The following is a 22,627-nucleotide window of genomic DNA, read 5'->3' on the forward strand; positions in this document are numbered from 1 at the left end:
GGCAGCGCCCGCGTTGCGCCTGGCATATCATTAGCCGCATTTCCGTTACGAGCCGCGCCCGCGACCATGTCTCTTCTGCGTCCCCTCTTCGCCACCCTGATTCTTGGCCTGTGCCTGGCCGCCCATCCCGTTGCCGCCGCCGAGCCACCGGCGGCCAAGGCCGTGCAGGACAGCCTCGCCGCCCTGGCCGACCGCAAGCTGGCGGAGCCCGAACAGAGCGAGATCAAGGCCCAGCTGGAGCAGACCCTGAGCTTCCTTGCCGCCCGCGACGAGAGCCAGCAGAAGCTCGACGCGCTGAAGGTCCAGCTGCGCGACGCCCCGCGCCTGACCAGCGAGGCCCAGCGCGAGCTGGCGCGCCTCAAGGCCAGCCAGCCGGTCAACGTCGCCACCCGCTACGCCCGCGCCAGCGTGGAGCAGCTGGAGCAGCAACTCAGCGAGCGCAGCGTCAAGCTCAGCGGCTGGCAGCAGGATCTGGCCGAGGCCAGCAGCCTGCTGATCACCGCGCAGACCCGCCCCGAACGCGCTCAGGCCGAGATCAGCGCCAACCAGACCCGCGCCATGCAGATCAACAATCTGCTCAAGGTCGGCAAGGAAGCAGGCAAGTCCCTGACATCCGAGCGCCGCGGCGAACTCAACGCCGAACTGGCCGCCCTCGATGCGCAGACCGCGCTGCGCCGCCAGGAGCTGGCCGGCAACAGTCTGTTGCAGGACCTCGGCAGCGCCCGCCACGAGCTGCTGCAGGAGCGCATCCGCCGCCTGGACCAGGAGAGCCTCGACCTGCAGGCGCTGATCAGCGACAAGCGCCGGGTCAGCTCGGAGAAGACCGTTGCCGAACTCTCCCGCGAGGCCGAGAAGGCCACGCCGGACAGCCTGCTGGCCCAGGAAAGCGCCACCAATCTGAAGATTTCCGACTACCTGCTGCGCGCCACCGAGCGCCTCAACCAGCTGACCCGGATGAACCTGGAGACCAAGCAGCAGCTGGACAGCGTCAGCCAGGCCGCCCAGGCCCTGGACGAACAGGTCAGCGTGCTCAAGGGCAGCCTGCTGCTGGCGAAGATTCTCTACCAGCAGAAGCAGGCCCTGCCCAAGCCGCAACTGGACCGCAACCTGGCCGACGAGATCGCCGACATCCGCCTGTACCAGTTCGAGCTGAACCAGCAGCGCGACAAGCTGGGCGACCTCAACGCCTATGTCGACGGCCTGCTGGCCAGCCAGCCGAGCGAGCAGGTCACGCCCGAGCTACGCAAGACCCTGCTGGACCTGGCGACCACCCGCAACGACCTGCTACAGCACATGAACCGTGAGCTGAACACCCTGCTCAACGAGTCCATCACCCTGCAGCTGAACCAGAAGCAGCTGCAGGAAATGATCGGCACCCTGCGCGCCACGCTGGACGAGCAGATGTTCTGGATTCCCAGCAACAAGCCGCTCGACCTGGCCTGGTTGCAGCAGATGCCGCACCTGCTGGAGCGCCAGCTGAAGACCATGCCCTGGGGCGCAGGCGTGCGCGAGCTGGGCGCCGGCCTGGTCGACCGCCCGTGGCTGTTCATCCCCCTGCTGCTGCTGATCGGCGGGCTGCTGTGGCGGCGCAGTTGGCTGTACGCCAAGTTGCAGGCGCTGCACGAGGACATCGGCCACTACAAGCGCGACAGCCAGATGCACACGCCGATGGCGATCTTCCTCAACGTGCTGCTGGCCCTGCCGGTGACGCTGTTCCTTACCCTGTGCGGCGTGGCCCTGCTGATCGATGCCCGCGGCCAGAACGCCACCCTCGGCAGCGCGCTGATCGACATGGCCCAGGCCTGGCTGGTGTTCTACACCCTGTACCGCATCCTGTCCCCCGGTGGCGTGGCCGAGCTGCACTTCCGCTGGCCGCGGCCGCAGGTAGCACTACTGAGCAAGCAGGTGCGCCGCCTGGGCCTGGTGGTGATGGCGCTGGTGGCGGTGGTGACCGTTGCCGAGCATCAGCCGCAGGCCCTGGCCGAAGACGTGGTTGGCATCCTCGTGGTGCTCACCGGCTACGCGCTGATGACCCTGATCCTCAGCAAGCTGCTGCTGGCCGAGCCGATGCGCGAGCAGACCTCGCCGTTCCGCCTGCTGCTCGGTATCGGCGTCTCCGTGCTGCCGCTGGCGTTCATCGTCGCCGTCGGCTTCGGCTACTACTACACCTCGCTCAAGCTCACCGACCGCCTGATCAACACTCTTTACCTGCTGATCCTCGCGCTGCTGATCGAGGCCGCCTTCGTCCGCGGCCTGGCCGTGGCCGCGCGACGCCTGGCCTACGCCCGGGTCCTGGCCAAGCGCCAGGCGCAGACCAAGGAGAACGAGGACGGCGATGAGGTAGTGGTCGAAGAACCGGCCATGGACATCGACCAGATCAACCAGCAGTCCCTGCGTCTGATCCGCCTGGCCCTGCTCGGCGGCTTCCTCGCCTGTATGTACCTGGTCTGGGCCGACCTGATCAGCGTGTTCGCCTACCTCGACCAGATCAACCTGTACCAGTACTCCGCCGGCACCGGCGCCACCGCCACGCAGATCCCCATCAGCCTGCTCGACGTACTCGGCGCGCTGATCATCGCCGGCATCACCGCCGCCCTGGCGCGCAACCTGCCCGGCCTGCTGGAGGTGCTGGTGTTGTCCAAGCTGCGCCTGGCCCAGGGCAGCGCCTACGCCACCACCACCCTGCTGTCCTACGCCATCGCCGGCATCGGCTTCGTCACCGCGCTGTCCACCCTCGGGGTCAGCTGGGACAAGCTGCAGTGGCTGGTCGCCGCGCTCTCGGTGGGTATCGGCTTCGGCATGCAGGCGATCTTCGCCAACTTCATCTCCGGCCTGATCCTGCTGTTCGAGCGGCCGATCCGCATCGGCGACCTGGTGACCATCGGCACCGTCACCGGCACGGTCAACCGCATCCGCATCCGCGCCACGCACATCACCGACAGCGATCGCAAGGAAGTGATAGTGCCGAACCAGATCCTCCTCACCAGCCAGCTGATCAACTGGACCCTGACCGACACCGTGACCCGCGTCGTGCTGGTCTACACGGTCAATCGCGGCGCCAACCTGGAGCTGGTGCGCAAGCTGCTGCTGCAGGCCGCCCAGGAGAACAGCCGCGTGCTACGCGACCCGGCGCCCAACGTGCAGTTGAAGACCTACGGCGCCAGCACCCTGGAGCACGAGCTCAAGGTGTATGTGCGCGAACTCGGCGACCGCGGTCTGGCCACCGACGAGCTGAACCGGCGCATCGACCAGCTGTTCCAGGACAACGGCATCAATATCGCCTCGACGCCGAAGATGGATGTGGTCTTCAGTCGCCGCTCCGCCGTTCACCCGGAGCCGGCCGACGCCGAGGAAGCCGCTCCGCAACAGCCGCCGCGCTGACACTCAAACGCCGGGACCACTCATCCCGGCGATTTCCCCAGGGCCCCGCGCCCGTGACAAGCTGAGCCCATGAAGACTCTCGACGCGCTGCAGTTCGACAACCGCTTCGCCCGCCTGGGCGACGCCTTTTCCACCGAGGTACTGCCCGAGCCGCTGGACGAGCCGCGCCTGGTGGTGGCCAGCCCGGCAGCCATGGCCCTGCTCGATCTCGATCCGGCCGAGGCCAACACCGAGGTGTTCGCCCAGCTGTTCGCCGGGCACAAGCTGTGGAGCGATGCCGAGCCACGCGCCATGGTCTATTCCGGGCACCAGTTCGGCGTCTACAACCCGCGCCTGGGCGATGGTCGCGGCCTGCTGCTGGGCGAGGTGGTCAACGACGCCGGCGAGCACTGGGACCTGCACCTCAAGGGCGCCGGGCAGACGCCCTACTCGCGCATGGGCGACGGTCGTGCCGTGCTGCGCAGCTCGATCCGCGAATTCCTCGCCAGCGAATACATGCATGCGCTCGGCATCCCCACGTCGCGCGCCCTGTGCGTCACCGGCTCGAGCACGCCGGTGTGGCGCGAACGGCAGGAGACCGGCGCCATGCTGCTGCGCCTGGCACCCAGCCATGTACGCTTCGGCCACTTCGAGTACTTCTACTACACCAACCAGCACGAGCGTCTGAAGGAGCTGGGTGAGCACGTACTGGCCAGCCATTTCCCCGAGTGCCTGGCGGCGGAGAACCCCTGGGCGGCGATGTTCCGCGAGATAGTCGAGCGCAACGCCGAGCTGATCGCCAAGTGGCAGGCCTATGGCTTCTGCCACGGGGTGATGAACAGCGACAACATGTCGATCCTCGGCATCACCTTCGACTACGGCCCCTACGCCTTCCTCGACGACTTCGACGCCAACCACATCTGCAACCACTCGGACGACTCGGGCCGCTACAGCTTCAGCAACCAAGTGCCCATCGCCCACTGGAACCTCAGCGCCCTGGCCCAGGCCCTGACGCCTTTCGTCGAGGTGGAGCAGCTGCGCGAGTCGCTGGGCCTGTTCCTGCCTCTGTTCCAGGCGCACTACCAGGACCTGATGCGCCGCCGCCTCGGCCTGACCACCGCCGACGAGCGCGACGCCGCGCTGATCGAGCGCCTGCTGCAGCTGATGCAGACCAGCGCGGTGGACTACAACCTGTTCTTCCGCCGCCTCGGCGAGCAGGCTCCGACAGAGGCCCTGGTGCAACTGCGCGAGGACTTCGTCGACCTCGCCGGCTTCGATCAGTGGGGCCAGGAATATCAGGCGCGCGCCGCACAGGAAGGTGGCGAGCAGGCCGAGCGTCAGGCACGCATGCATGCGGTCAATCCGCTCTATCTGCTGCGCAACTACCTGGCGCAGAACGCCATCAGCGCCGCCGAGCAAGGCGACTACGCCCCGGTGCGTGAACTGCACGCGGTGCTCTCGAAACCCTTCGAGGAACAGCCCGGCATGCAGCACTACACTGAGCGCCCGCCGGAATGGGGAAAGCATCTGGAGATCAGCTGCTCGTCCTGAGTCAGCCTACAGACCCAGGATGTATACCCACGTAGGGTGTACTCGCCGCAGGCAGTACACCATGCCGCTGCGCAACTCCTTGCACACCCGCCTCGCCGCGCCCCTCTCAGCCACGCCCCAGCGCCCAATTCACGGGCCCTCGCGCCCTGCGCAACCCCCTGCACAGCCCTGCGCCAGATATTGCACAACCTTCCGTGACGCCCCGCACAAGGCGCCTCCCGGGCTTCTTCTAGCCGCGCTGCAACCCCCGCCACGTCTGGCCCGCAGCCCTCTGGCACGCCACTTGTACTCCTCCGAGCTCCCGGACCTTACCGGTCTCGTCTCATAGCAAGGAGAGCACCATGCCAACACCCGCGTACATGACCCTCGAAGGCACCAAGCAAGGCCTGATCACCGCTGGCACCTTCACCGAGGACTCGGTCGGCAACATCTTCCAGGAAGGTCACGAGGACCAGATCCTGGTCCAGGGCTTCAACCACCAGGTCATCATCCCGCGCGACCCGCAGTCCGGTCAGCCGACCGGCCAGCGCGTACACAAGCCGCTGATGATCACCAAGGTGTTCGACAAGGCCTCGCCGCTGATCTTCAACTCCCTGACCTCCGGTGAGCGTCTGTCCAAGTGCCGTCTGGAATGGTTCCGCACCTCCTCCACCGGTACCCAGGAGCACTACTTCACCATCGAGCTGGAAGACGCGGTGATCGTCGACGTGCAGTCGCGCATGCCGAACTGCCAGGACCCGGCCATGGCCCACTTCACCCACCTGGAAGACGTCTACTTCACCTACCGCAAGATCGTCTGGACCCACGAAGTGTCCGGCACTTCCGGCTCCGACGACTGGCGTTCGCCGATCTCGGCCTAAGGCCGCAGGCGACCGGCGGCACGCGGTTTTGCGCCACGCATCACCGCGCCCCGCCGCCGTCTCGCCGACAATGCCCGGGCTCGCAGGTAAGCGAGCCGCCCCATCGGCCAGCACTCCTGGCCGATGCCCTTTCGGCAGAAGGAACAACGGATGTTCGCCCCCGCCAACCAGACGCATTTCAGCCTGAGCCTGCCCGGCGTCGAGCACGACCTGCAGGTCCTCGAGTTCACCGGCCATGAGGCACTCAGCCAGCCCTTCGTGTTCGAGGTCACCCTGGTCAGCCAGCGCCCGGACCTGGACCTCGAAGCCCTGCTCGGCCAACCGGCCTTTCTCACCCTGGATGCGCAGGGCAACGGCATCCACGCCCAGGTGCACGCCTGCGCCCAGGGCGACTCCGGCCAGCGCCTGACCCGCTGCCACCTGACCCTGCGTCCGCAGCTGGCCTGGCTCGGCCACCGCATCAACCAGCGCACCTTCCAGCACCTGACGGTGCCGCAGATCGTCGCCCAGGTGCTGAGCGAGCACGGCATCCTCGAAGGCAGCGGTCAGCGCTTCCAGCTCGGCGGCACTTATCCTGCTCGCGACTACTGCGTGCAGTACGACGAATCCGACCTGCACTTCATCCAGCGCCTGTGCGAGGAAGAAGGCATCCATTACCACTTCCAGCACAGGCCCGACGGCCATGTGCTGGTGTTCGGCGACGACCAGACCGGTTTTCCCAAGCTCGCCCCCACCGCCTACCAGCAGGACTCTGGCCTGGTGGCGGACGACCCGGTGATCAAGCGCTTCGCCCTGCGCCTGGCCACCCGCACCAGCCGCGTCACCCGCCGCGACTACGACTTCGAGAAACCGCGCCTGCAGCTGGAGGCCGCGCACAAGGGTGAGGCCAAGCCGGACCTGGAAGACTACGACTACCCCGGCCGCTTCACCGAGCGCGGCCGCGGCAAGCACTTGTCTCAGCGCGCCCTGGAACGCCATCGCAGCGATCATCAGCTGGCCGAGGGCGAGAGCGATCAACCGCTGCTGAGAACAGGCCACTTCCTCAGCCTCTCCGCCCATCCGCGCGCGGACTGGAACCAGCTGTGGCTGCTCAGCGAGATCCACCACGAGGGCAAGCAGCCCCAGGTGCTGGAAGAGTCCATCACCAGCTTTATCGGCGGGCGCAAGGAAGACGGACAAGCCGACGACGGCTTCAACCAGGGCTATCGCAACCGCTTCAGCGCCACGCCCTGGGACACGCCCTGGCGCCCGCCGCTGGAACACCCCAAGCCACGCATCCTCGGCAGCCAGAGCGCCGTGGTCACCGGTCCCAAGGGCGAAGAGATCCACTGCGACCAGTACGGCCGCGTGAAGGTGCAGTTCCACTGGGACCGCGAAGGCCAGGCCGACGACACCACCAGCTGCTGGCTGCGCGTCTCCTCCAGCTGGGCCGGCGACCGCTACGGTGGCATCGCCATCCCGCGCATCGGCATGGAGGTGCTGGTCACCTTCCTCGAGGGCGACCCCGATCAGCCTTTGGTCACCGGCTGCCTGTACCACAAGGAACACGTGGTCCCGTACGACCTGCCGGCGAACAAGACCCGGACCGTCTTCAAGACTCTCAGCTCACCGGGCGGAGGTGGCTACAACGAGCTGCGCATCGAAGACCGCAAGGGCCAGGAGCAGATCTACATCCACGCCCAGAAGGACTGGGACGAGAACGTCGAGAACGACCAGAAGATCCGCATCGGCCACGAGCGCCACGACACCGTCGAGGCCAACAGCTACACCGAGCTGAAAGCCGAGGAGCACCGCACCACCCACCAGGACCGCAAGACCGAGATCCGCGCCAACGACCATCTCACCGTGGCCACCAACCAGCATGTGAAGCTGGGTACGGGGCAGTTTGTCGAAGCGGGTAACGAGATCCACCTCTCCAGCGGCCTCAAAGTCGTCCTCGAAGCCGGCGCCGAACTCAGCTTCAAGGCCGCCGGCAGCTTCATCAAGCTGGACGCCAGCGGCGTCACCCTGGTCGGCCCGCAGATCAAGATCAACTCGGGCGGAGGGCCGGGTAGCGGGACGGGAGCTGCGCCATTACTACCCGGAAAACTTCTCACAGCCGACTCGGACAAGTCCGGCACTCCGCTGGAAGCACTGGTTAAACAAAACCTACTGCTCAGACAGAGCCGAGCGGGCATCTGCGAAATCTGCGAAGCCGCGAAAGCCGCGGGAGGGTCCACATGAGCCAGAGCTCCCAGGGCATAGTGCTTCTCGACGGGGCTCTATTTGATGACTCCATGACTTGGTTGTATCAAACATTTCCCAGCCATCAGCCCCTGCCCCTTCTCACCGGAACCCCATACGAGGCCATCGCCGATGCAGGCACCATTCTTCTCGAAGCATGGCAGGGAAGCCCTCTTCAGCAGGCCTGGTGGCGAGGTGATGAGCGCCTCGCAGATACGACCATTTGGCTGGAAACCCCACTGACAGCAGAGCAAGTATTCGTCCACCTGCAACGACGACTACGCGTGCAATCTCCAGACCACCGCTCGCTGTGGTTGCGTCTTGGCAACGGCGAAGCCCTGCGTCACGCCTGGCTAGCCGAAGCTCAATGGCCCACCGGGTTCTGGCATGGGGTCAATAGCGTATGGCTGCATCATCAGGGCACTCCCCGTTGCGCCTGGAGCAACGAAGCCCCTCATCTGGACTGCACCGACACAGGCGCCAATGAGGTCACCCTGGATTGGATTCTGCTACAGGCATTGGCACAGGAATCGGACAACCCACAGGAGGTGGGGTAATGGCAGCCAACAATATCAAAGCACCTGCGTGCCCACTGCTGGCAGCCGTTCTGCCCCTGCGCTATGCGCTGGGCCCGTCTCTGCCCCTCGACACGAGCCCCTTCAAGCTACCGCCACTGCAGGGCAGATTCCCGGAGCTCGGCGAACTGTCGGAAACAGTGGCGGGACGAGATATGAGGTATGTCGCCCGCCTGCTTCGTGACGGCTGGCTATATGTCTGGCAAAGCACACCGGCAAAACTGATCGAGTTCCGAGTTCAAAAGTCACTGCTGCAAGAAACCGCCCGAGGCGGAAAGATCATCGACAACCAGGCAAAAGCCTTCGTCATGCTCCCCGCGGGAGTCGAAGCCATGATGGCCTGGTCTCCGGTGCAGTGGAACGATAGTCAATTCTCCGCGGCCAAGGGGCAAAGCAAGACACGCAACAGGGTAATGCGCGCCTTCATCCCTGGAGCAAAGCCGGTAAGTGGGAAAGCGGAAAGCATTCATGAATACATCGGCGACTACATGGAGCCCATCGGTTTTCGCTGGAGCGTGGCACCCGATACTCGCAAAAGACCTGACTGGGTACGCACGCTCGACGGCATGAAGCGCTGCGAGCAAAACGCCTATGCGATAGTCGACGACCCCTGGGGGGTTCTGCTGGACCTCGCCGCCCTCATACGCCATCGCCAATCAACTTTCGATGCCTACCGAAAGCAGCGCAGCGATGACTGGGCCATGGCTGGAGTGCTCAAGACATTGAGCGAGAGTGACGCGCAGATAAGAGGCCAATTGCCCTCGATTACTCGCTATGACGCCCTGAGCAAGACCTGGCAGGAGCAGGCGCAGAAGGAGAGCGCCTACGCCGACGACCTGCGCGTGCTATCCGTGCTGTGGGTGCGCTGGTACGAAACCATGGCTGAAAAGGGCCCCGCGAGCCTGGATACCGCCTGCGGGCATTTCGACATCAGCCTGCCCGATTCGCGCGCGGGCCTGGAAATGACCCTTGCCGCTGCCTGCCTCGGTCCAGCCACAACCAGCCTGGGAGCCAAGAGACTATCCCAGACCCTCAACCTAGAGGACCAACAAGGCTCGCCTTGGTTGCTCTGGGCACTCATGGGGCTGGCCAAACGCCTTAACGTGCCGGAAATAAAATCCCTCGTCGATCTGGCAGATGGCGCCAACGACAACGCGGGCGGTCTAGCCAAAGCAGGCGCCCAGATGGGACGTGCCCTGGCACTCAGCATGCTGATCAATAAGGCCGCCGCCAATCTTTCTCGGCAAGCACCCGCTGAAGGGCTGGAAGCCCTGGCGCTGGCATTGTCGCCAGTTGCCGGCCTGCATTTACATGGTGTCCGGGACAAAGTATGCATCGCCGTTAAGGTCTACATAAGCGCGGCCCTGGCCAGAACCCACCAGCGACTAAATGTCGGCGGCGCCAGCCAAAGGCAGGTAGGGGAGTGGCTGAGTGACCAGATGGGCACCCGCCTGACCCCGCCTGCAAAGCTCAAGCTCACCCCCCTAGCGGCGGGCATAAAGGAAGCCTTCCCATTCTTCTATCTGGCACCTGCCAAATCGGCAGCAGGTACATCCAGCATCCTGCCTAACATTGCCGAGCTCGCACCCGAAACCAATCTCCGCGGCCTGCTGAATCTGAGCAAGGACGCCCTGGACAGCGCACCAATCAAGGTTCTGGTCGGCTTGGTCGCCGCAGTCAATTTCGGCTGGGGAGTCAAAGAAATGGCCTCCTCGCCCTCGGCAAAGAATCTGGTCAGCAGCTTCGGCGGAGCCTTCGGAATTGCGGCTGCGACCTCAGCCGTGTGGCAGAAAGTGGCCGAGACCAATTGGGAGGCCATTGCCACACCAAGTGGTGCGCAGTCCACGTCTGCGCGAGTAGCCCTTGCCGAAGCGCTGGGCATTGGGGCCAGAACCGCGGGCCTGCAGGCCATTGTGGCCGGGTTCGATATCGTCACCTACGGCCTGGAAACACTGGAGTCCTATCGCTCAGGCGACTTTGATACCGCGGCGATCAATGCAGGGCTGAGTGCTGCATCATCAGCCAACCTGGCCATCTATGTGAAAACCTATCGAGTTGTCCGCGCGGCGCGCGCTGCTGTCATTGCGGGCGAAGCAGCGACCATCGGTCGCGGGGTAGCCCAAGCGCCGCATTTAGCCTTCAAGGCTCTGGGCGTGACCATCCTGATAGTGGGTGGAGTCATAGCCAGGCTCTACACCCAGGACACACCGCTGGAAAAGTGGGTGAAGGGAACCCGCTTCGGCACCAGCCCTGCCGATTGGGCAGACAACTACAGCCAGACCATGGTGGAGTTCTACAAGGTGGTATTCCCCATCACACTTGACGCCTACCGCCTCAACGAACTGAATCCGTACACGGGCATGGTAGAAACCACCTATGTGATGCTACGCATGCCCGGAAAAACGACACTTACCGATGAAATGATCAGCTTCAAAGGCGAGGAAACCTGGGGCGGATTCTTCGGCTATGGCAGCAAGCGAGTCAATGTGAGCTGGACCGGTAAAGACTTCGATGCGCACCGCGGCACACGAATAGCAACCGACCAGGGTGTATTAACCTACCGCCGCGTCTACCACCAGGACACGGAAGGTCGGAAACTGAACAAGATTTCCGGAACGCTGCTCTACTCCCCACTGGAGGGCATGACCCTGCCAGCCGTTGAGATCAAGGACATCGCATGGCTCTAAACGGTATTCGCCAGCAGATACATGCCAAGTATGGCGACGTGCCCTCGGTGACTCTCTCCTCGGACAAGCCAACAGGGCAGGCACCCATGGAGCTCTTCGTCACCGACGAGCACACGCGACACTATCTGACGCTGCAAACGAATGCGGATAAGGATCGCGGCATGTTTACCGGCCTGCTGGCAGGAATATCGGCGCCGCTTGGGCTTCTGACCATTATTTGGATGGCCGGCGCAGGTCGTGGTGACATGGTTGTCATGACTCTGGTGATGTGTGCGGCGCTGTTCCTGATACCGTTCCTGCTGGAAACTCTGCGCCCGCTTCCCTTGCCCGTCCTGTTCAATCGCCGTACGCAGGAAGTGTATTTCGACAATGCGGGAGAGCTGTTCCACTGTCCATGGGAAGGGATTCAGGCAATGGCTTGCGAATTTCAGATGGTCGGCCCCTATACGGGCGGAACGAGACATGCATCTCTTGAGATATTGGTCCGCCGACTGGGTGAGCCGGACAACGCCCTGCTACTCAGCCTTGGTAGCCCCGCGGGCAAGACGCTGGAGATGCAGAAAGGCTTCTGGGAGTACATCCGCTCCTACATGAACAATGGCCCTTGGTTCGACGCCCATGGTAATCGCAGCGATTCGGATGAGTTCGTCAGGTCGCAACTGGCAGCTAACCTGCGTCCCTCGGACTTTCTTGGGCACTGGCGCAAGGTCATAGCCGAGAAGAAAGCGGCCACCGAAGGCAAGAACTACCTCAGCGGCATCGACGCGATGATGCTATTCGGAAATTTGCTCTTCTATCCGGCGAACCTGATCCAGGACTTCACCTACGGTATCGCTCAGCGGCGCTCACGTAACCGTTGGCCAAGTATCGTGCTCGAACGCCTGGATGAGAACGGCCCAACCACTAGACTGATCGATCTCGAGCAGGCGCGCGGCATAGCTGTGTAGCCCTGCTATCGTGGCTGTCGCACAAAATAGCGCCACACTAGAGTCAGGACCACCACTCCTATCCCGGCCGCGCCGATAAACAGCAGCTCATACCCCCACCACTTGGCCAGCAACCCGCTACAGGCTCCTACGACCCCCGCCAGCAGCACCTGCGCGCTGGCCTGCAGGGTGAAGTCGGCGCCCTCGTGCTCGGGGCGGCACATGCGCATCATCACGGCGAACAGGGCGACGGTGGACATGCCGTCGGCGGCCTGTTCGAACAGCGACACCGCATAGACCAGTACGGCGTCACCGCCCCGGCCGACCAGCAGAGCCATGCTGGCGATGCCGAGCGCCTGCAGGGCGCCGAATGTCAGCAGCGCACGCAGGGCGCCGAGGCGGGCGTAGAGCAGGCCGCCGAGCAGGGCGCCGCCGATGCCGGCCAGGCTGCTGATCAGGGTCAGCTGGCCTAGGTCGGTGGTGGCCCAGCCCTGGTCCACCAGCATCGGCTTGATCATCGGTGAGCCGAGGGCGTCGCCGAGTTTGAAGGTCAGCACCACCGCCAGCCAGGCGAGCATGCCCGGTTGCGCCAGCAGCCCCTTGTAATGGCGCCACAATAAACCGGGGCCGGCGGGCTCGGCCTGTTCGCTGTGTTGCGGCAGCAGGCGACGCTCGGGGAACAACCAGATCGGCAGGGTCAGCAGCAGCAAGGCACCCGCCAGAAGGCCAATGGAGAGATTCCAGCCCAGCCCGCCGATTACCAGCAGCAGACCGCTGCCGCTGGCCAGCATGCCGACCTTGTAGCCACCCACCTGCAGGCTGTTACCCAGGCCGCGCCAGCGCTCCGGCAACAGGCGCACGGCCAGGCCGTCGGTGGCCACGTCCTGGGTGGCGGCGCTCAGGTTGATGATCAGCAGCATGCCCAGCAGCAGCCAGAACGCGCTTCCGAACAGCGCCTGCGGAGCGATCAGCGCCAAGCCGGCCAGACAGGTAATCACCGTGCCCTGCAGTGGCAGTATCCAGCCACGGTGATGACCGAGGCGACGCGAGCCGATGCGGTCGATCCACGGCGCCCACAGCACCTTGAGCAGCCAGGGCAGCGCCAGCAGCTTGAGCAGGCCGATCAGCCCCAGGTCGACACCGTGCTGGCGCAGCAGCACCGGCAGCGAATGAGCCACCAGCCCGGACGGCAGGCCCTGGGCGCAATAGAGGGAAGCCAGGAGTACCAGGGTGGTATTGCCGGGGCGTTCGCTGGAGGTCGTCATGCAGCATCCCTGCGAGAAAGGTGGCCAAGCCTAGGCCAGGCCGTGGCGCCTGGGCAACAGCGCGGCTTCGGCAGAAACACAAAACAAAAAAGAATATAAACCTACAGAAACATTCTTAGACTCTCTAAGCAAAGCCCATTATCTTCGCGGCCTGCTTATTCCAGCCTGTTCTACCACCCACTGTCAGGCAGCCGTTGCAATGAAAATCCGCGATCTCGACCTCAGCCAGAGCCCGCTCAATGCCGAGCATGAAGCGCTCGGCCTGCCCCCCGTAGAAGATTACGTCGCTCACCCGGACAACCATCCGGTGCTGCGTGCCGCCATGTGGGCGGCGGTGTTGATCCTGGCGAGCCTGCTGCTCTTCCTGGCCTGGCGCCTGTTCTTCGGCGACAACGGCGGCCACAGCGGCCTGGAGATCATCGAGAGCGCCCTGAGCAGCCCGACCTTCTGGAGCGCTGTCGCCGTCGGCTTCCTCGCCCAGGTGGTGGATGGGGCACTGGGCATGGCCTACGGCATCACCGCCACCACCTTCCTGCTCAGCGCCGGTGCCTCGCCGGCCGCGGCCAGCGCCAGCGTGCACATCGCCGAGGTGTTCACCACCGGTCTGTCGGGCATCTCCCATGTGAAGCTGGGCAACGTCAACAAGTCGCTGTTCCTGCGCCTGCTGCTGCCGGGCATCATCGGCGCGGTGCTCGGCGCGGTACTGATCACCCAGTTCGACGGCGCCGTGATGAAGCCCTTCATCTCCGCCTACCTGCTGCTGATGGGCCTGTACATCCTTTACAAGGCCTACCGCCACGTGGCCCAGCGCAAGGCGCCCAAGCACGTGGCCAAGCTGGCCCTGTTCGGCGGCTTCGTCGACGCCGCCGGTGGTGGCGGCTGGGGCCCGGTAGTCACCAGCAGCCTGATCGGTTCGGGCAGCGACCCGCGCACCACCATCGGCTCGGTGAACTTCGCCGAGTTCTTCCTGACCCTGTCCAGCGCCGCTTCCTTCATCCTGCTGGCCGGCGAGCTGGATACCTGGCTGATGGTTGCTGGCCTGGTGTTCGGCGGTCTGTTCGCCGCGCCATTCGCCGCCTTCCTGTGCAAGAAGATTCCGGCGCGCACCCTGATGACCATCGTCGGCTGCCTGATCACCCTGATCAGCGCGTTCAATATCTACAAGTCGCTGGTGTAATCGCGATCTAAGCATCGATCAAAACGTTCTAGCCACGAGGCCCGGATCATTGACCTAGCGCATTGACCGGGCCTCGGCGTTTTCCCCATGCTGCGGGCCTTCCAAACAGCCGAAGGAACGCACTGCATGAAACTGGAAACCCTGGCCATCCACGCCGGCTACAGCCCCGACCCGACCACCAAGGCGGTGGCGGTGCCGATCTACCAGACCAGCTCCTACGCCTTCGACGACACCCAGCACGGCGCCGACCTGTTCGACCTGAAGGTCCCCGGCAACATCTACACGCGCATCATGAACCCGACCAACGCCGTGCTCGAAGAGCGCGTGGCGGCCCTGGAAGGCGGTGTCGGCGCGCTGGCCGTGGCCTCGGGCATGGCCGCAATCACCTATGCCATCCAGACCGTGGCCGAGGCCGGCGACAACATCGTCTCGGTGGCCAAGCTGTATGGCGGTACCTACAACCTGCTGGCCCACACCCTGCCACGCTTCGGCATCCTGACCCGCTTCGCCGCCCATGACGATATCGCCGCCCTGGAGGCGCTGATCGACGACAGGACCAAGGCGGTGTTCTGCGAGTCGATCGGCAACCCGGCCGGCAATATCGTCGACCTGCAGGCCCTGGCCGACGCCGCGCACCGCCACGGCGTGCCGCTGATCGTCGACAACACGGTGGCCACGCCGATCCTCTGCCGGCCGTTCGAGCACGGCGCGGATATCGTCGTGCACTCGCTGACCAAGTACATCGGCGGCCACGGCACCAGCATCGGCGGCATCGTGGTCGACTCGGGCAAGTTCCCTTGGGCGGACCACAAGGCGCGCTTCCCGCTGCTCAACACCCCGGACGCGTCCTACCACGGCGTGACCTATACCGAAGCCTTCGGCCCCGCCGCCTTTATCGGCCGCTGCCGCGTGGTGCCGCTGCGCAACACCGGCGCGGCGCTGTCGCCGTTCAACGCCTTCCTCATCCTGCAAGGCCTGGAGACCCTGGCCCTGCGCATGGAACGCCATTGCGAGAACGCCCTAAAGGTCGCCCACTACCTGCAGAACCACCCGCAGGTGGCCTGGGTGAAATACGCCGGCCTGGCGGACCATCCCGAGCACGAGCTGGCCGTGCGCTACACCGGCGGCAAGCCGGCGGCGATCCTCTCGTTCGGCATCCAGGGTGGCCAGGCGGCCGGCGCGCGCTTTATCGACGCACTCAAGCTGGTGGTGCGCCTGGTCAATATCGGCGACGCCAAGTCGCTGGCCTGCCACCCGGCCTCCACCACCCACCGCCAGCTCAACGACGAGGAGCTGGAGAAGGCCGGCGTGCCGCGCGACATGGTGCGTCTGTCGATCGGCATCGAGCACTTCGACGATATCCGCGCCGACCTCGAACAGGCCCTGCGGGCGGCGCAGGGCTGAGGCCCCCGGCCGGTCAGGCCACCGCGCGCGCCGGCAGCAGGCCGAGCGCGCCCTCCAGCCAGGCCAGCTGCTGGTCCCACAGCTCGGTGGGCGTGTCGCGGCGGAAGAAGCCGAAATGCCCCATGCGACGCAGCCCCCAGTCACGCGGCTCGACCGTCGCCAGCTCGCGGCGGGCACTGCCATAGAAGCCCATCAAGGCCTCCACTGCGCGCCGCGGGGCGAAGGTCTGGTCGTCGCTGATCGCCAGGAAGCGCGCCGGCGCGCGCAGTTCGCTGAAGTGCGGGCGCCAGGGCGCGCCGTCCGGGGTGCTGATGAAGGCGGGCGTGCGGCACCAGCGCGCCCACTCCAGGGCGACCTCGCGCGGCAGCGGCTCGCCGCCGATCGCCCAGCCCGGCAGCTGGCCGAACAGGCGTGTCGCCAGCGGGATCACCCCGTACCAGTTGAGCGCCAGGCGCGGCTGCTGGCGCAGCGGCCAGAGACGCCAGTAACCCGATTGCGCGGCCACGCCGAGCAGCGCCTGCACCCGTCCGACGTTGTCAGCCAGGCCCGGTAGCTGACCACCCACCGAATGGCCGACCAGCGCCAGTGGCAGGTCGCCGGGCAGGTGGTCGAGCAGGCTGGCCAGGTCGAGCCGGCCCCAGTCGGCCATGCACGGCGCGGCGCCACGCCAGTCCGGCGCCCGGCTGGCACCCATGCCCCGGTAGTCATAGCTGTATACCCAGGCGCCGCGCCCGGCGGCGTGCTCGATGAAGCTGCGGTAGAAGCGCTGCGGCACGCCGGTGGCGGCATTGAGCAGCAGCCTGTAGCGCGGCCGCTCGGGACGCAGGCTGGTGACGGCCAGCGGATAACCGTCTCGGGCAGGCAGTGAATAGTGATCGATGTGCATGCTGGTTCCCCTGTGGCTGGCTCCAGTCTCGACGCCGGGGCCGGCGGGGAAAAGCGAGATTTCATCCTCCCAGAGCTGAGAAAAACTCAGCCGTGCGCCGCTCCATCTCGCCCAGGCGCTGCTCCAGCCAGTCCACCACCCGCAGCAGCGCCGGGCTTTCCGCCTGCGCCGGCCACACCGCCCAAAGTGCGCCGTTGGCGACCCGCCGCTGCGGCCACAGCGGGCGCAGGCGCCCCGCCTGCAGCGCATCGATGCACAGCGGCAGGAAGCCCATGGCCACACCTAAACCTTGTTCGGCGGCGGTCAGCACCGCCGCGTAGCTGTCCAGCACCAGCCCCTCGGCGGCCGGCTGCCAACCGTGCCGTGCGGCCCACTGGCGCCAGCTGTGCTGCTCCTGGCTCAGGCGGATCGGCAGCAGCTCGACCTGTGGCGGCCAGGCCGGCACGGAAAAGCCCGGGGCCGCCAGCGGCGCCAGGCCGAAGCCGCTGAGGCGCCGCGAGCGCAGCGTCCCCCAGTCCGTAGGCTCGGGGGCAAAACGCAGGCCCAGGTCGATGCCATGGGTGGCCAGGTCGAGGGTCTCGCGGCGGGTGTCCAGGGTCAGCAGGCGCTCGCCGAGCAGCGCCTGCAGCTCGCCCAGGGCGGGCAGCACCACCGCCTGCGCCAGATAGGGGAAGCTGGAAATGCGCAGCGGCCGCTGCACCTGGCGCACGCGGGTGGCGCTCTCCAGTTGGCGTACCGCCGGCGCGATCTCCGCCCAGAAGCTCTGCCCGGCATCGGTCAGCGCCAGGCCGCGCGGCAGACGCTGGAACAGCCGACAGTCCAACGCCATCTCCAGCTCGCGCAGCTGGTGGCTCACCGCAGTCGGCGTGACATGCAGGCGCTCGGCCGCACGTTTGACGCTCAGGGTGTCGCCGAGCACGGCGAAGGTGCGCAGCAGGTTCAGCGATGGCAGCGACATGGGCCCTCCTCGATGGCGCCACTCTACCCTTGTTTTAGCGGCTGTCAGCCTCCACCTGAAGGGCAACGAGGAGACCGTCATGAGCCAACCCCTGCTGATACCCTGTCCGCATTGCGGCGGACTCAACCGCATCCCGGCCGAGCGCCTGGGCGATGCGCCGCGCTGCGGGCGCTGCAAGAACGCGGTGCTGTCGAGCGCGCCGTTTGAGCTGAGCCAGGCCAGCTTCGCTTCTCAGCTCAAGGGCGACCTGCCGCTGCTGGTGGATGTCTGGGCCGACTGGTGCGGGCCGTGCAAGGCCTTCGCGCCCACCTTCCAGCAGGCCGCCGCGCAGCTGCAGGGGCGCTGCCGCCTGGGCAAGCTGGACAGCGAGGCCAATCAGCAACTGGCCGGCCAGCTCGGCATCCGCTCCATCCCCAGCCTGATCCTGTTCCGCGGCGGCGCCGAAGTCGCGCGCCAGGCCGGCGCCCTGCCGCTGCCACAGCTGCTCGGCTGGCTGCGCAGCCAGGGCATCGCCTGAGCGGATCGGTCAGCCGCGGCGAGCGCCGCGGTCATTGCCTGGCAGGCGCCAGCGGCTAGTCTCGGGGCTTCACTGCAAGGAGCACGACATGCCGCTGCCCGCCGAGATGGCCCGTGTATTCACCGAAGAGAAGATCGATTTCGTCAAACGCAGCGGCCTCAAGGCCGAGGAGCTGGAGCCCGGCTTCGTGCGCCTGCGCATGCCGCTGGCCGGCAACCAGAACCATATCGGCACGCTCTACGCCGGCGCCCTGTTCACCCTGGCCGAGATCCCCGGCGGCGCCCTGTTCCTCACCAGCTTCGACGTGCAGCGTTTCTATCCGCTGATCAAGGAGATGAACCTGCGCTTCCGCCGCCCGGCGACCAGCGATATCTCGGTGGAGGCGCGCCTAGACGCCGAGGAGATCGAGCGCATCCAGAACGAGGCCGAGCGCGAGGGCAAGGCCGAGTACCGTCTGGCGCTGCAACTCAAGGATGCTGATGGCCAAGTGGTGGCCGAAACGAGCGCTCTGTATCAATTGCGCAAACACTGACGTGCGGGACTTGTCCCCGAGCCAAAGCAGGTCTATTTAGAAAGCTGATTCTAAGAACCCGCAGAGGTTTTCACCGACGCCACGCATGGACGGGGCGTCCAAGGGGAACGAGATGACAGGACACGTCCTTATCGCGCACGACCTGCGCAGCACCGCCGATCTCGCGCTGAGGCGCGCCGCCCAGTTGGCCCGCCAACACAACGCCAAGCTAACCCTGCTGCACGTGTTCGACCCCAAGCTCAGCCAGACAGAGCGCGAGCGCATCGAGCAGAGCCTCGACCGCAGCCTCACCGAATTCGCCCCGCCCGGCAGCCATCTGCGCCTGTGCCAGGGCAAGCCCGCCGAGGGTGTGCTGGAGCAGGTACAACAGACGGGCGCCGACCTGCTGGTGCTGGGCGCCCACCATCAGCGCCACGAGTTCTTCTCCGGCACCACCCTGGACCGCATCGCCCGACGCTGCCCGGTGCCGCTGCTGCTCGCCGCCCGCGACGAGGACACGCCCTACCGCAGCGCGGTGGCCGCCATCGACTTCTCCCTGTGCGCCTGCACCGCACTGCACCAGGCCTGCCTGCTGCTGCCGAGCGAGGCCAGCATCCACGCCCTGCACGTGTTCGAGGGCCAGAAGAACAACGCCCACGCCGACACCCAACTGCTCACCCAGCGCGCCCTGGTCGATCAGCTGATCCAGGACGAGTCGCTGCGCCTGCCGGAACAGGCGCCCACCCTCAGCCACGAGGTACAACCCGGCACCCTGCCGCGCACCCTGCAGGAAGCCCTCAACAACCGTCAGCCGCAGCTGCTGGTGCTCGGCAGCCATGGCCGCAGCGCCCTGTCCCAGGCCCTGCTCGGCAGCCTGGCCCAGCACTACCTGCACAAGGCGCCGTGCGACGTCTTTGTGGTCCGCTAGCGCTACGACGAACACGAAAAAGGCACCCGAGGGCGCCTTTTTCATTACCGCTGAATAATCAGCTTTCCAGCAGGCTGTGCAGCTCGACGAACTGCTGGGTCAGCTTGTGGCCGCGATCCAGGTGGATCAGCGGGGTGCAGACCTGGTGCGACTCGCGCATCTTCACCGAGCTCATCAGGTTCACCGGCAGCACCGGCAGCCCTTCCGCGACCAGCTCGTCGAGCAGCTGCTGCGGCAGGGTCGCACGCGGCTGGAACTGGTTGACCACGATGCCTTCCACTTCCAGATCTTCGTTATGGTCCTCCTTGAGCTCCTCGATCTCCTGCAGCAGACCGTACAGGGCATTGCGCGAGAAACTGTCGCAATCGAAGGGGATCAGCACGCGATCGGCGGCGATCAGTGCGGAAACGGTGTAGAAGTTCAGCGCCGGCGGGGTATCCAGGTAGATCCGGTCATAATCCTCGGCCAGGTCTTCCAGCAGTTTGCGCAGCTTGTTGATCTTGTGTTTCTGCTCCAGCTTGGGCTGCAGCTCGGCCAGTTCGGCGGTGGCGGTGACCACGTGGAGGTTATCGAAAGGTGTCTCGTAGATATCGACCTTGCCCTTCTTGAAGGAAGTGGCCGAGAGGGTCTGCTTGAAGAACTCGGCGATGCCCATGGGGATGTCATCGCCGGTCAGGCCGGTGAGGTAATGAGTCGAGTTGGCCTGGGCATCCAGGTCGATGAGCAGCGTGCGGTAGCCTTCGGCCGCACTGACTGCCGCCAGGTTGCAGGCAATGCTGGACTTGCCCACTCCGCCTTTCTGATTGAACACCACGCGCCGCATGTGACACCTCCCTGATCGCAGATGGTTGGGGATTCTATGCAAACCCCGTGGCAAGGGCGAGGAGTAAGCGCGGCAGCGCCTGACCTCTGGTCTGGCCGAACGTTCCAAAATTTGCGCAGGCCGCGCACCGTCTGGATAATGCAAGCACCTCGCCATATTCCCGGCCACCCTTCCCGCGGGCGGGATCGCAGTAGACAAGGACGCCCTCGGAAGGGGCCGAGAAGAGCTCTCAGCGTGACAAACTTCAGGATCGAACATTGGCGTGCCTGGGCTCCAGGCCTGGACAGCGCAGCCGACTGGCACGCCTGGCACCAGGCCCCCTTCGCCCCGCAGGACGGCGGCGAACAGCCCGATGTCGGCTTTCTCCCGGCCCTGCAGCGCCGGCGCCTGAGTCGTCTGGCCCGCATGGCCTTCCACGTCGCCTGGCCGCTGGCCGAAGAGCACGGCCCCATGCCCCTGGTGTTCGCCTCGCGCCACGGCGAAACCCCGCGCACCCTGGCCATTCTCAGCGACCTGGCCCACGACGAGCCGCTCTCGCCCACCCAGTTCAGCCTCTCGGTGCACAACGCGATCATCGGCCTGTGGTCCATCCAGCGTGGCGACACCAGCGAGATGACCGCCCTGGCCGCCGAAGGCGATGGCCTGGAGCAGGCCCTGCTGGAGGCCGCCACCCTGCTCGGCGAGGGCGCACCCGGGGTGTTGCTGATCATCGCCGAGGAGACCCCGCCCGAGCTGTACCGCCCCTATGTCGACGACGTGCCCTTCCCCTACGCCGTGGCCCTGCTGCTGCGCCCGGGCACGGAGTGGCAGCTGCGGCTCGCCGAGGGCTCCGGCCCGCGCGCCGCCTGGCCGCACGCCCTGGAACTGGTCCGCGCCCTCTCGAGCGATGCGGATTCCCTGCAACATCACTGGAAGCGCCGGCAATGGAACTGGTCTCGCAGCACGGCCTGAGCCCCTACTCCGCGCCCTACTGGTGGCGCCTGATCGCCACCGCGCTGAGCTTCTCGCTGTTCGGCATCGGCGGCGTGCTGCTGCGCATCGTCGTCTTCCCGCTTCTCGCCCTGCTGCCGGGCGACGCCCTGGCCCGCCGCACCCGCGCCCGCGCCGTGGTCAGCCGCACCTTCTACTGGTTCGTCCAGTTCATGTTCCGCACCGGCGTGCTGACCTACGAAGTGGAAGGCGCCGAGCGCCTGGGCCGCCCGGGGCAGATGGTGATCGCCAACCACCCCTCGCTGATCGACGTGGTGGTGCTGATCGCCTTCATCCGCGACGCCAACTGCGTGGTCAAGCAGAGCCTGTGGGACAACCCCTGCATGCGCGGGCCGATCCGCGCCGCCGGCTTCATCAGCAACAGCGGCAGCATGGACATGCTCGACGAGGCCGCCGGCGCCCTGCAGGAAGGCCAGACCCTGATCGTATTCCCCGAAGGCACCCGCACCACGCCGGGGCAGGTACCGGAATTCCACCGTGGCGCGGCCGCCATCGCCGTGCGCGGCGCCAGCATCGTCACCCCGGTGGTGATCAGCGTGACGCCCACCACCCTGACCAAGGCCGAGCCCTGGTACAGCATTCCGTCGCGCCGTTTCCATTTCCGCTTGCGGGTCGGGGAGGATATCGACCCGCGGCAATTCACCGAGCAGGCGCCACTGCCGATTGCCTCGCGCAAGCTCAACGACCATCTGCATCAACACTTCATGAAGGAGCTCGCAACAGATGAGCGATCTGCAAACCGAGATTAAGCACCTGATCATCGAGGCCCTGGGCCTGGAAGACATGGCCGCCGAAGACATCGCCGCCGACCTGACCCTGTTCGGCGAAGGCCTGGGCCTGGATTCGGTGGACGCCCTGGAGCTGGGCTTGGCCATCCAGAAGCGTTTCGGCATCAAGATCGACGCCGAAGCCAAGGACACCCGCCAGCACTTCGCCAACGTGGCCAGCCTGGCGGCTTTCGTCGCCTCGAAACAGGCCGCCTGAGG

General features: G+C 65.8%; 19 protein-coding genes. 15 read left to right on the top strand and 4 right to left on the bottom strand.

Annotation, left to right across the window (positions count from 1 at the left end; all coding sequences use genetic code 11):
- Nucleotides 1-66 precede the first annotated feature (66 nt).
- The 7 genes from mscK to OH686_RS09605 all read left to right on the top strand — a co-directional run bounded on the left by mscK (nt 67) and on the right by OH686_RS09605 (nt 12,203).
- Nucleotides 67-3,381: a mechanosensitive channel MscK gene (gene mscK / locus OH686_RS09575; RefSeq protein WP_289538095.1), complete on the top strand. Its 3,315-nt coding sequence runs from the start codon at nt 67-69 to the stop codon at nt 3,379-3,381.
- 69 nt (nt 3,382-3,450) lie between these two features.
- Nucleotides 3,451-4,911, top strand: coding sequence for a protein adenylyltransferase SelO (gene selO / locus OH686_RS09580; RefSeq protein WP_289538097.1), 1,461 nt, complete (start codon nt 3,451-3,453; stop codon nt 4,909-4,911).
- 341 nt (nt 4,912-5,252) lie between these two features.
- Nucleotides 5,253-5,771, top strand: coding sequence for an Hcp family type VI secretion system effector (locus tag OH686_RS09585; RefSeq protein ID WP_137974499.1), 519 nt, complete (start codon nt 5,253-5,255; stop codon nt 5,769-5,771).
- 150 nt (nt 5,772-5,921) lie between these two features.
- The gene (locus OH686_RS09590) at nt 5,922-7,994 is read left to right on the top strand and encodes a type VI secretion system Vgr family protein (RefSeq protein WP_289538099.1); all 2,073 of its coding nucleotides are present in this window, start codon (nt 5,922-5,924) and stop codon (nt 7,992-7,994) included.
- The gene (locus OH686_RS09595) at nt 7,991-8,551 is read left to right on the top strand and encodes a DUF4123 domain-containing protein (RefSeq protein ID WP_289538101.1); all 561 of its coding nucleotides are present in this window, start codon (nt 7,991-7,993) and stop codon (nt 8,549-8,551) included. Before OH686_RS09590 ends, OH686_RS09595 begins: the two co-directional genes overlap by 4 nt.
- Complete coding sequence (locus OH686_RS09600) at nt 8,551-11,256, top strand: toxin VasX (protein WP_289538103.1); 2,706 nt, start codon at nt 8,551-8,553, stop codon at nt 11,254-11,256. The genes OH686_RS09595 and OH686_RS09600 overlap by 1 nt, the downstream gene beginning before the upstream one ends.
- Nucleotides 11,247-12,203 (top strand): hypothetical protein, encoded by a 957-nt coding sequence (locus tag OH686_RS09605; RefSeq protein ID WP_289538105.1) that lies wholly within the window; start codon nt 11,247-11,249, stop codon nt 12,201-12,203. Before OH686_RS09600 ends, OH686_RS09605 begins: the two co-directional genes overlap by 10 nt.
- A gap of 5 nt (nt 12,204-12,208) precedes the next feature.
- On the opposite strand, the gene OH686_RS09610 is transcribed toward OH686_RS09605, so the two are convergent.
- The gene (locus OH686_RS09610; RefSeq protein ID WP_289538107.1) at nt 12,209-13,447 is read right to left on the bottom strand and encodes an MFS transporter; all 1,239 of its coding nucleotides are present in this window, start codon (nt 13,445-13,447) and stop codon (nt 12,209-12,211) included.
- Nucleotides 13,448-13,646: 199 nt separating this feature from the next.
- Here OH686_RS09610 and OH686_RS09615 point away from each other — a divergent pair, with 199 nt between their 5' ends.
- Both OH686_RS09615 and OH686_RS09620 read left to right on the top strand, forming a co-directional pair.
- On the top strand, nt 13,647-14,624 hold the full coding sequence (locus OH686_RS09615) for a sulfite exporter TauE/SafE family protein (RefSeq protein WP_289538109.1): 978 nt from the start codon (nt 13,647-13,649) through the stop codon (nt 14,622-14,624).
- Nucleotides 14,625-14,750: 126 nt separating this feature from the next.
- Nucleotides 14,751-16,028, top strand: coding sequence for a bifunctional O-acetylhomoserine aminocarboxypropyltransferase/cysteine synthase (locus OH686_RS09620; protein ID WP_289538110.1), 1,278 nt, complete (start codon nt 14,751-14,753; stop codon nt 16,026-16,028).
- 13 nt (nt 16,029-16,041) lie between these two features.
- Here OH686_RS09620 and OH686_RS09625 read toward each other — a convergent pair whose 3' ends face one another.
- Both OH686_RS09625 and OH686_RS09630 read right to left on the bottom strand, forming a co-directional pair.
- On the bottom strand, nt 16,042-16,914 hold the full coding sequence (locus OH686_RS09625; protein ID WP_289538112.1) for an alpha/beta hydrolase family protein: 873 nt from the start codon (nt 16,912-16,914) through the stop codon (nt 16,042-16,044).
- Nucleotides 16,915-16,975: 61 nt separating this feature from the next.
- On the bottom strand, nt 16,976-17,872 hold the full coding sequence (locus OH686_RS09630) for a LysR family transcriptional regulator (RefSeq protein ID WP_289538114.1): 897 nt from the start codon (nt 17,870-17,872) through the stop codon (nt 16,976-16,978).
- Nucleotides 17,873-17,951: 79 nt separating this feature from the next.
- Between OH686_RS09630 and trxC the strand changes: the two genes are divergently transcribed.
- The 3 genes from trxC to OH686_RS09645 all read left to right on the top strand — a co-directional run bounded on the left by trxC (nt 17,952) and on the right by OH686_RS09645 (nt 19,828).
- A complete protein-coding gene (gene trxC, locus OH686_RS09635; RefSeq protein ID WP_289538116.1) occupies nt 17,952-18,389 on the top strand; it encodes a thioredoxin TrxC in 438 nt (145 codons plus the stop codon).
- 88 nt (nt 18,390-18,477) lie between these two features.
- On the top strand, nt 18,478-18,921 hold the full coding sequence (locus OH686_RS09640) for a YiiD C-terminal domain-containing protein (RefSeq protein WP_289538118.1): 444 nt from the start codon (nt 18,478-18,480) through the stop codon (nt 18,919-18,921).
- 112 nt (nt 18,922-19,033) lie between these two features.
- Nucleotides 19,034-19,828: a universal stress protein gene (locus OH686_RS09645; protein WP_289538120.1), complete on the top strand. Its 795-nt coding sequence runs from the start codon at nt 19,034-19,036 to the stop codon at nt 19,826-19,828.
- 58 nt (nt 19,829-19,886) lie between these two features.
- Here OH686_RS09645 and OH686_RS09650 read toward each other — a convergent pair whose 3' ends face one another.
- A complete protein-coding gene (locus OH686_RS09650) occupies nt 19,887-20,651 on the bottom strand; it encodes a ParA family protein (protein ID WP_137973445.1) in 765 nt (254 codons plus the stop codon).
- Nucleotides 20,652-20,885: 234 nt separating this feature from the next.
- Between OH686_RS09650 and OH686_RS09655 the strand changes: the two genes are divergently transcribed.
- The 3 genes from OH686_RS09655 to OH686_RS09665 are packed head-to-tail and all read left to right on the top strand — an operon-like array spanning nt 20,886 to nt 22,625.
- A complete protein-coding gene (locus OH686_RS09655) occupies nt 20,886-21,602 on the top strand; it encodes a beta-ketoacyl synthase chain length factor (protein ID WP_289538123.1) in 717 nt (238 codons plus the stop codon).
- Nucleotides 21,575-22,390 carry a lysophospholipid acyltransferase family protein gene (locus OH686_RS09660; protein WP_289538125.1) on the top strand — a complete coding sequence of 272 codons (816 nt, stop codon included), beginning with the start codon at nt 21,575-21,577 and terminating at the stop codon, nt 22,388-22,390. Before OH686_RS09655 ends, OH686_RS09660 begins: the two co-directional genes overlap by 28 nt.
- Entirely contained in the window at nt 22,365-22,625 is a 261-nt protein-coding gene (locus tag OH686_RS09665; RefSeq protein ID WP_192312272.1) for a phosphopantetheine-binding protein, read from the top strand. The genes OH686_RS09660 and OH686_RS09665 overlap by 26 nt, the downstream gene beginning before the upstream one ends.
- The last annotated feature ends 2 nt before the right edge of the window (nt 22,626-22,627 follow it).

This window comes from Pseudomonas sp. SO81, from assembly GCF_030374125.1.
Taxonomy (GTDB): Bacteria; Pseudomonadota; Gammaproteobacteria; order Pseudomonadales; family Pseudomonadaceae; genus Aquipseudomonas.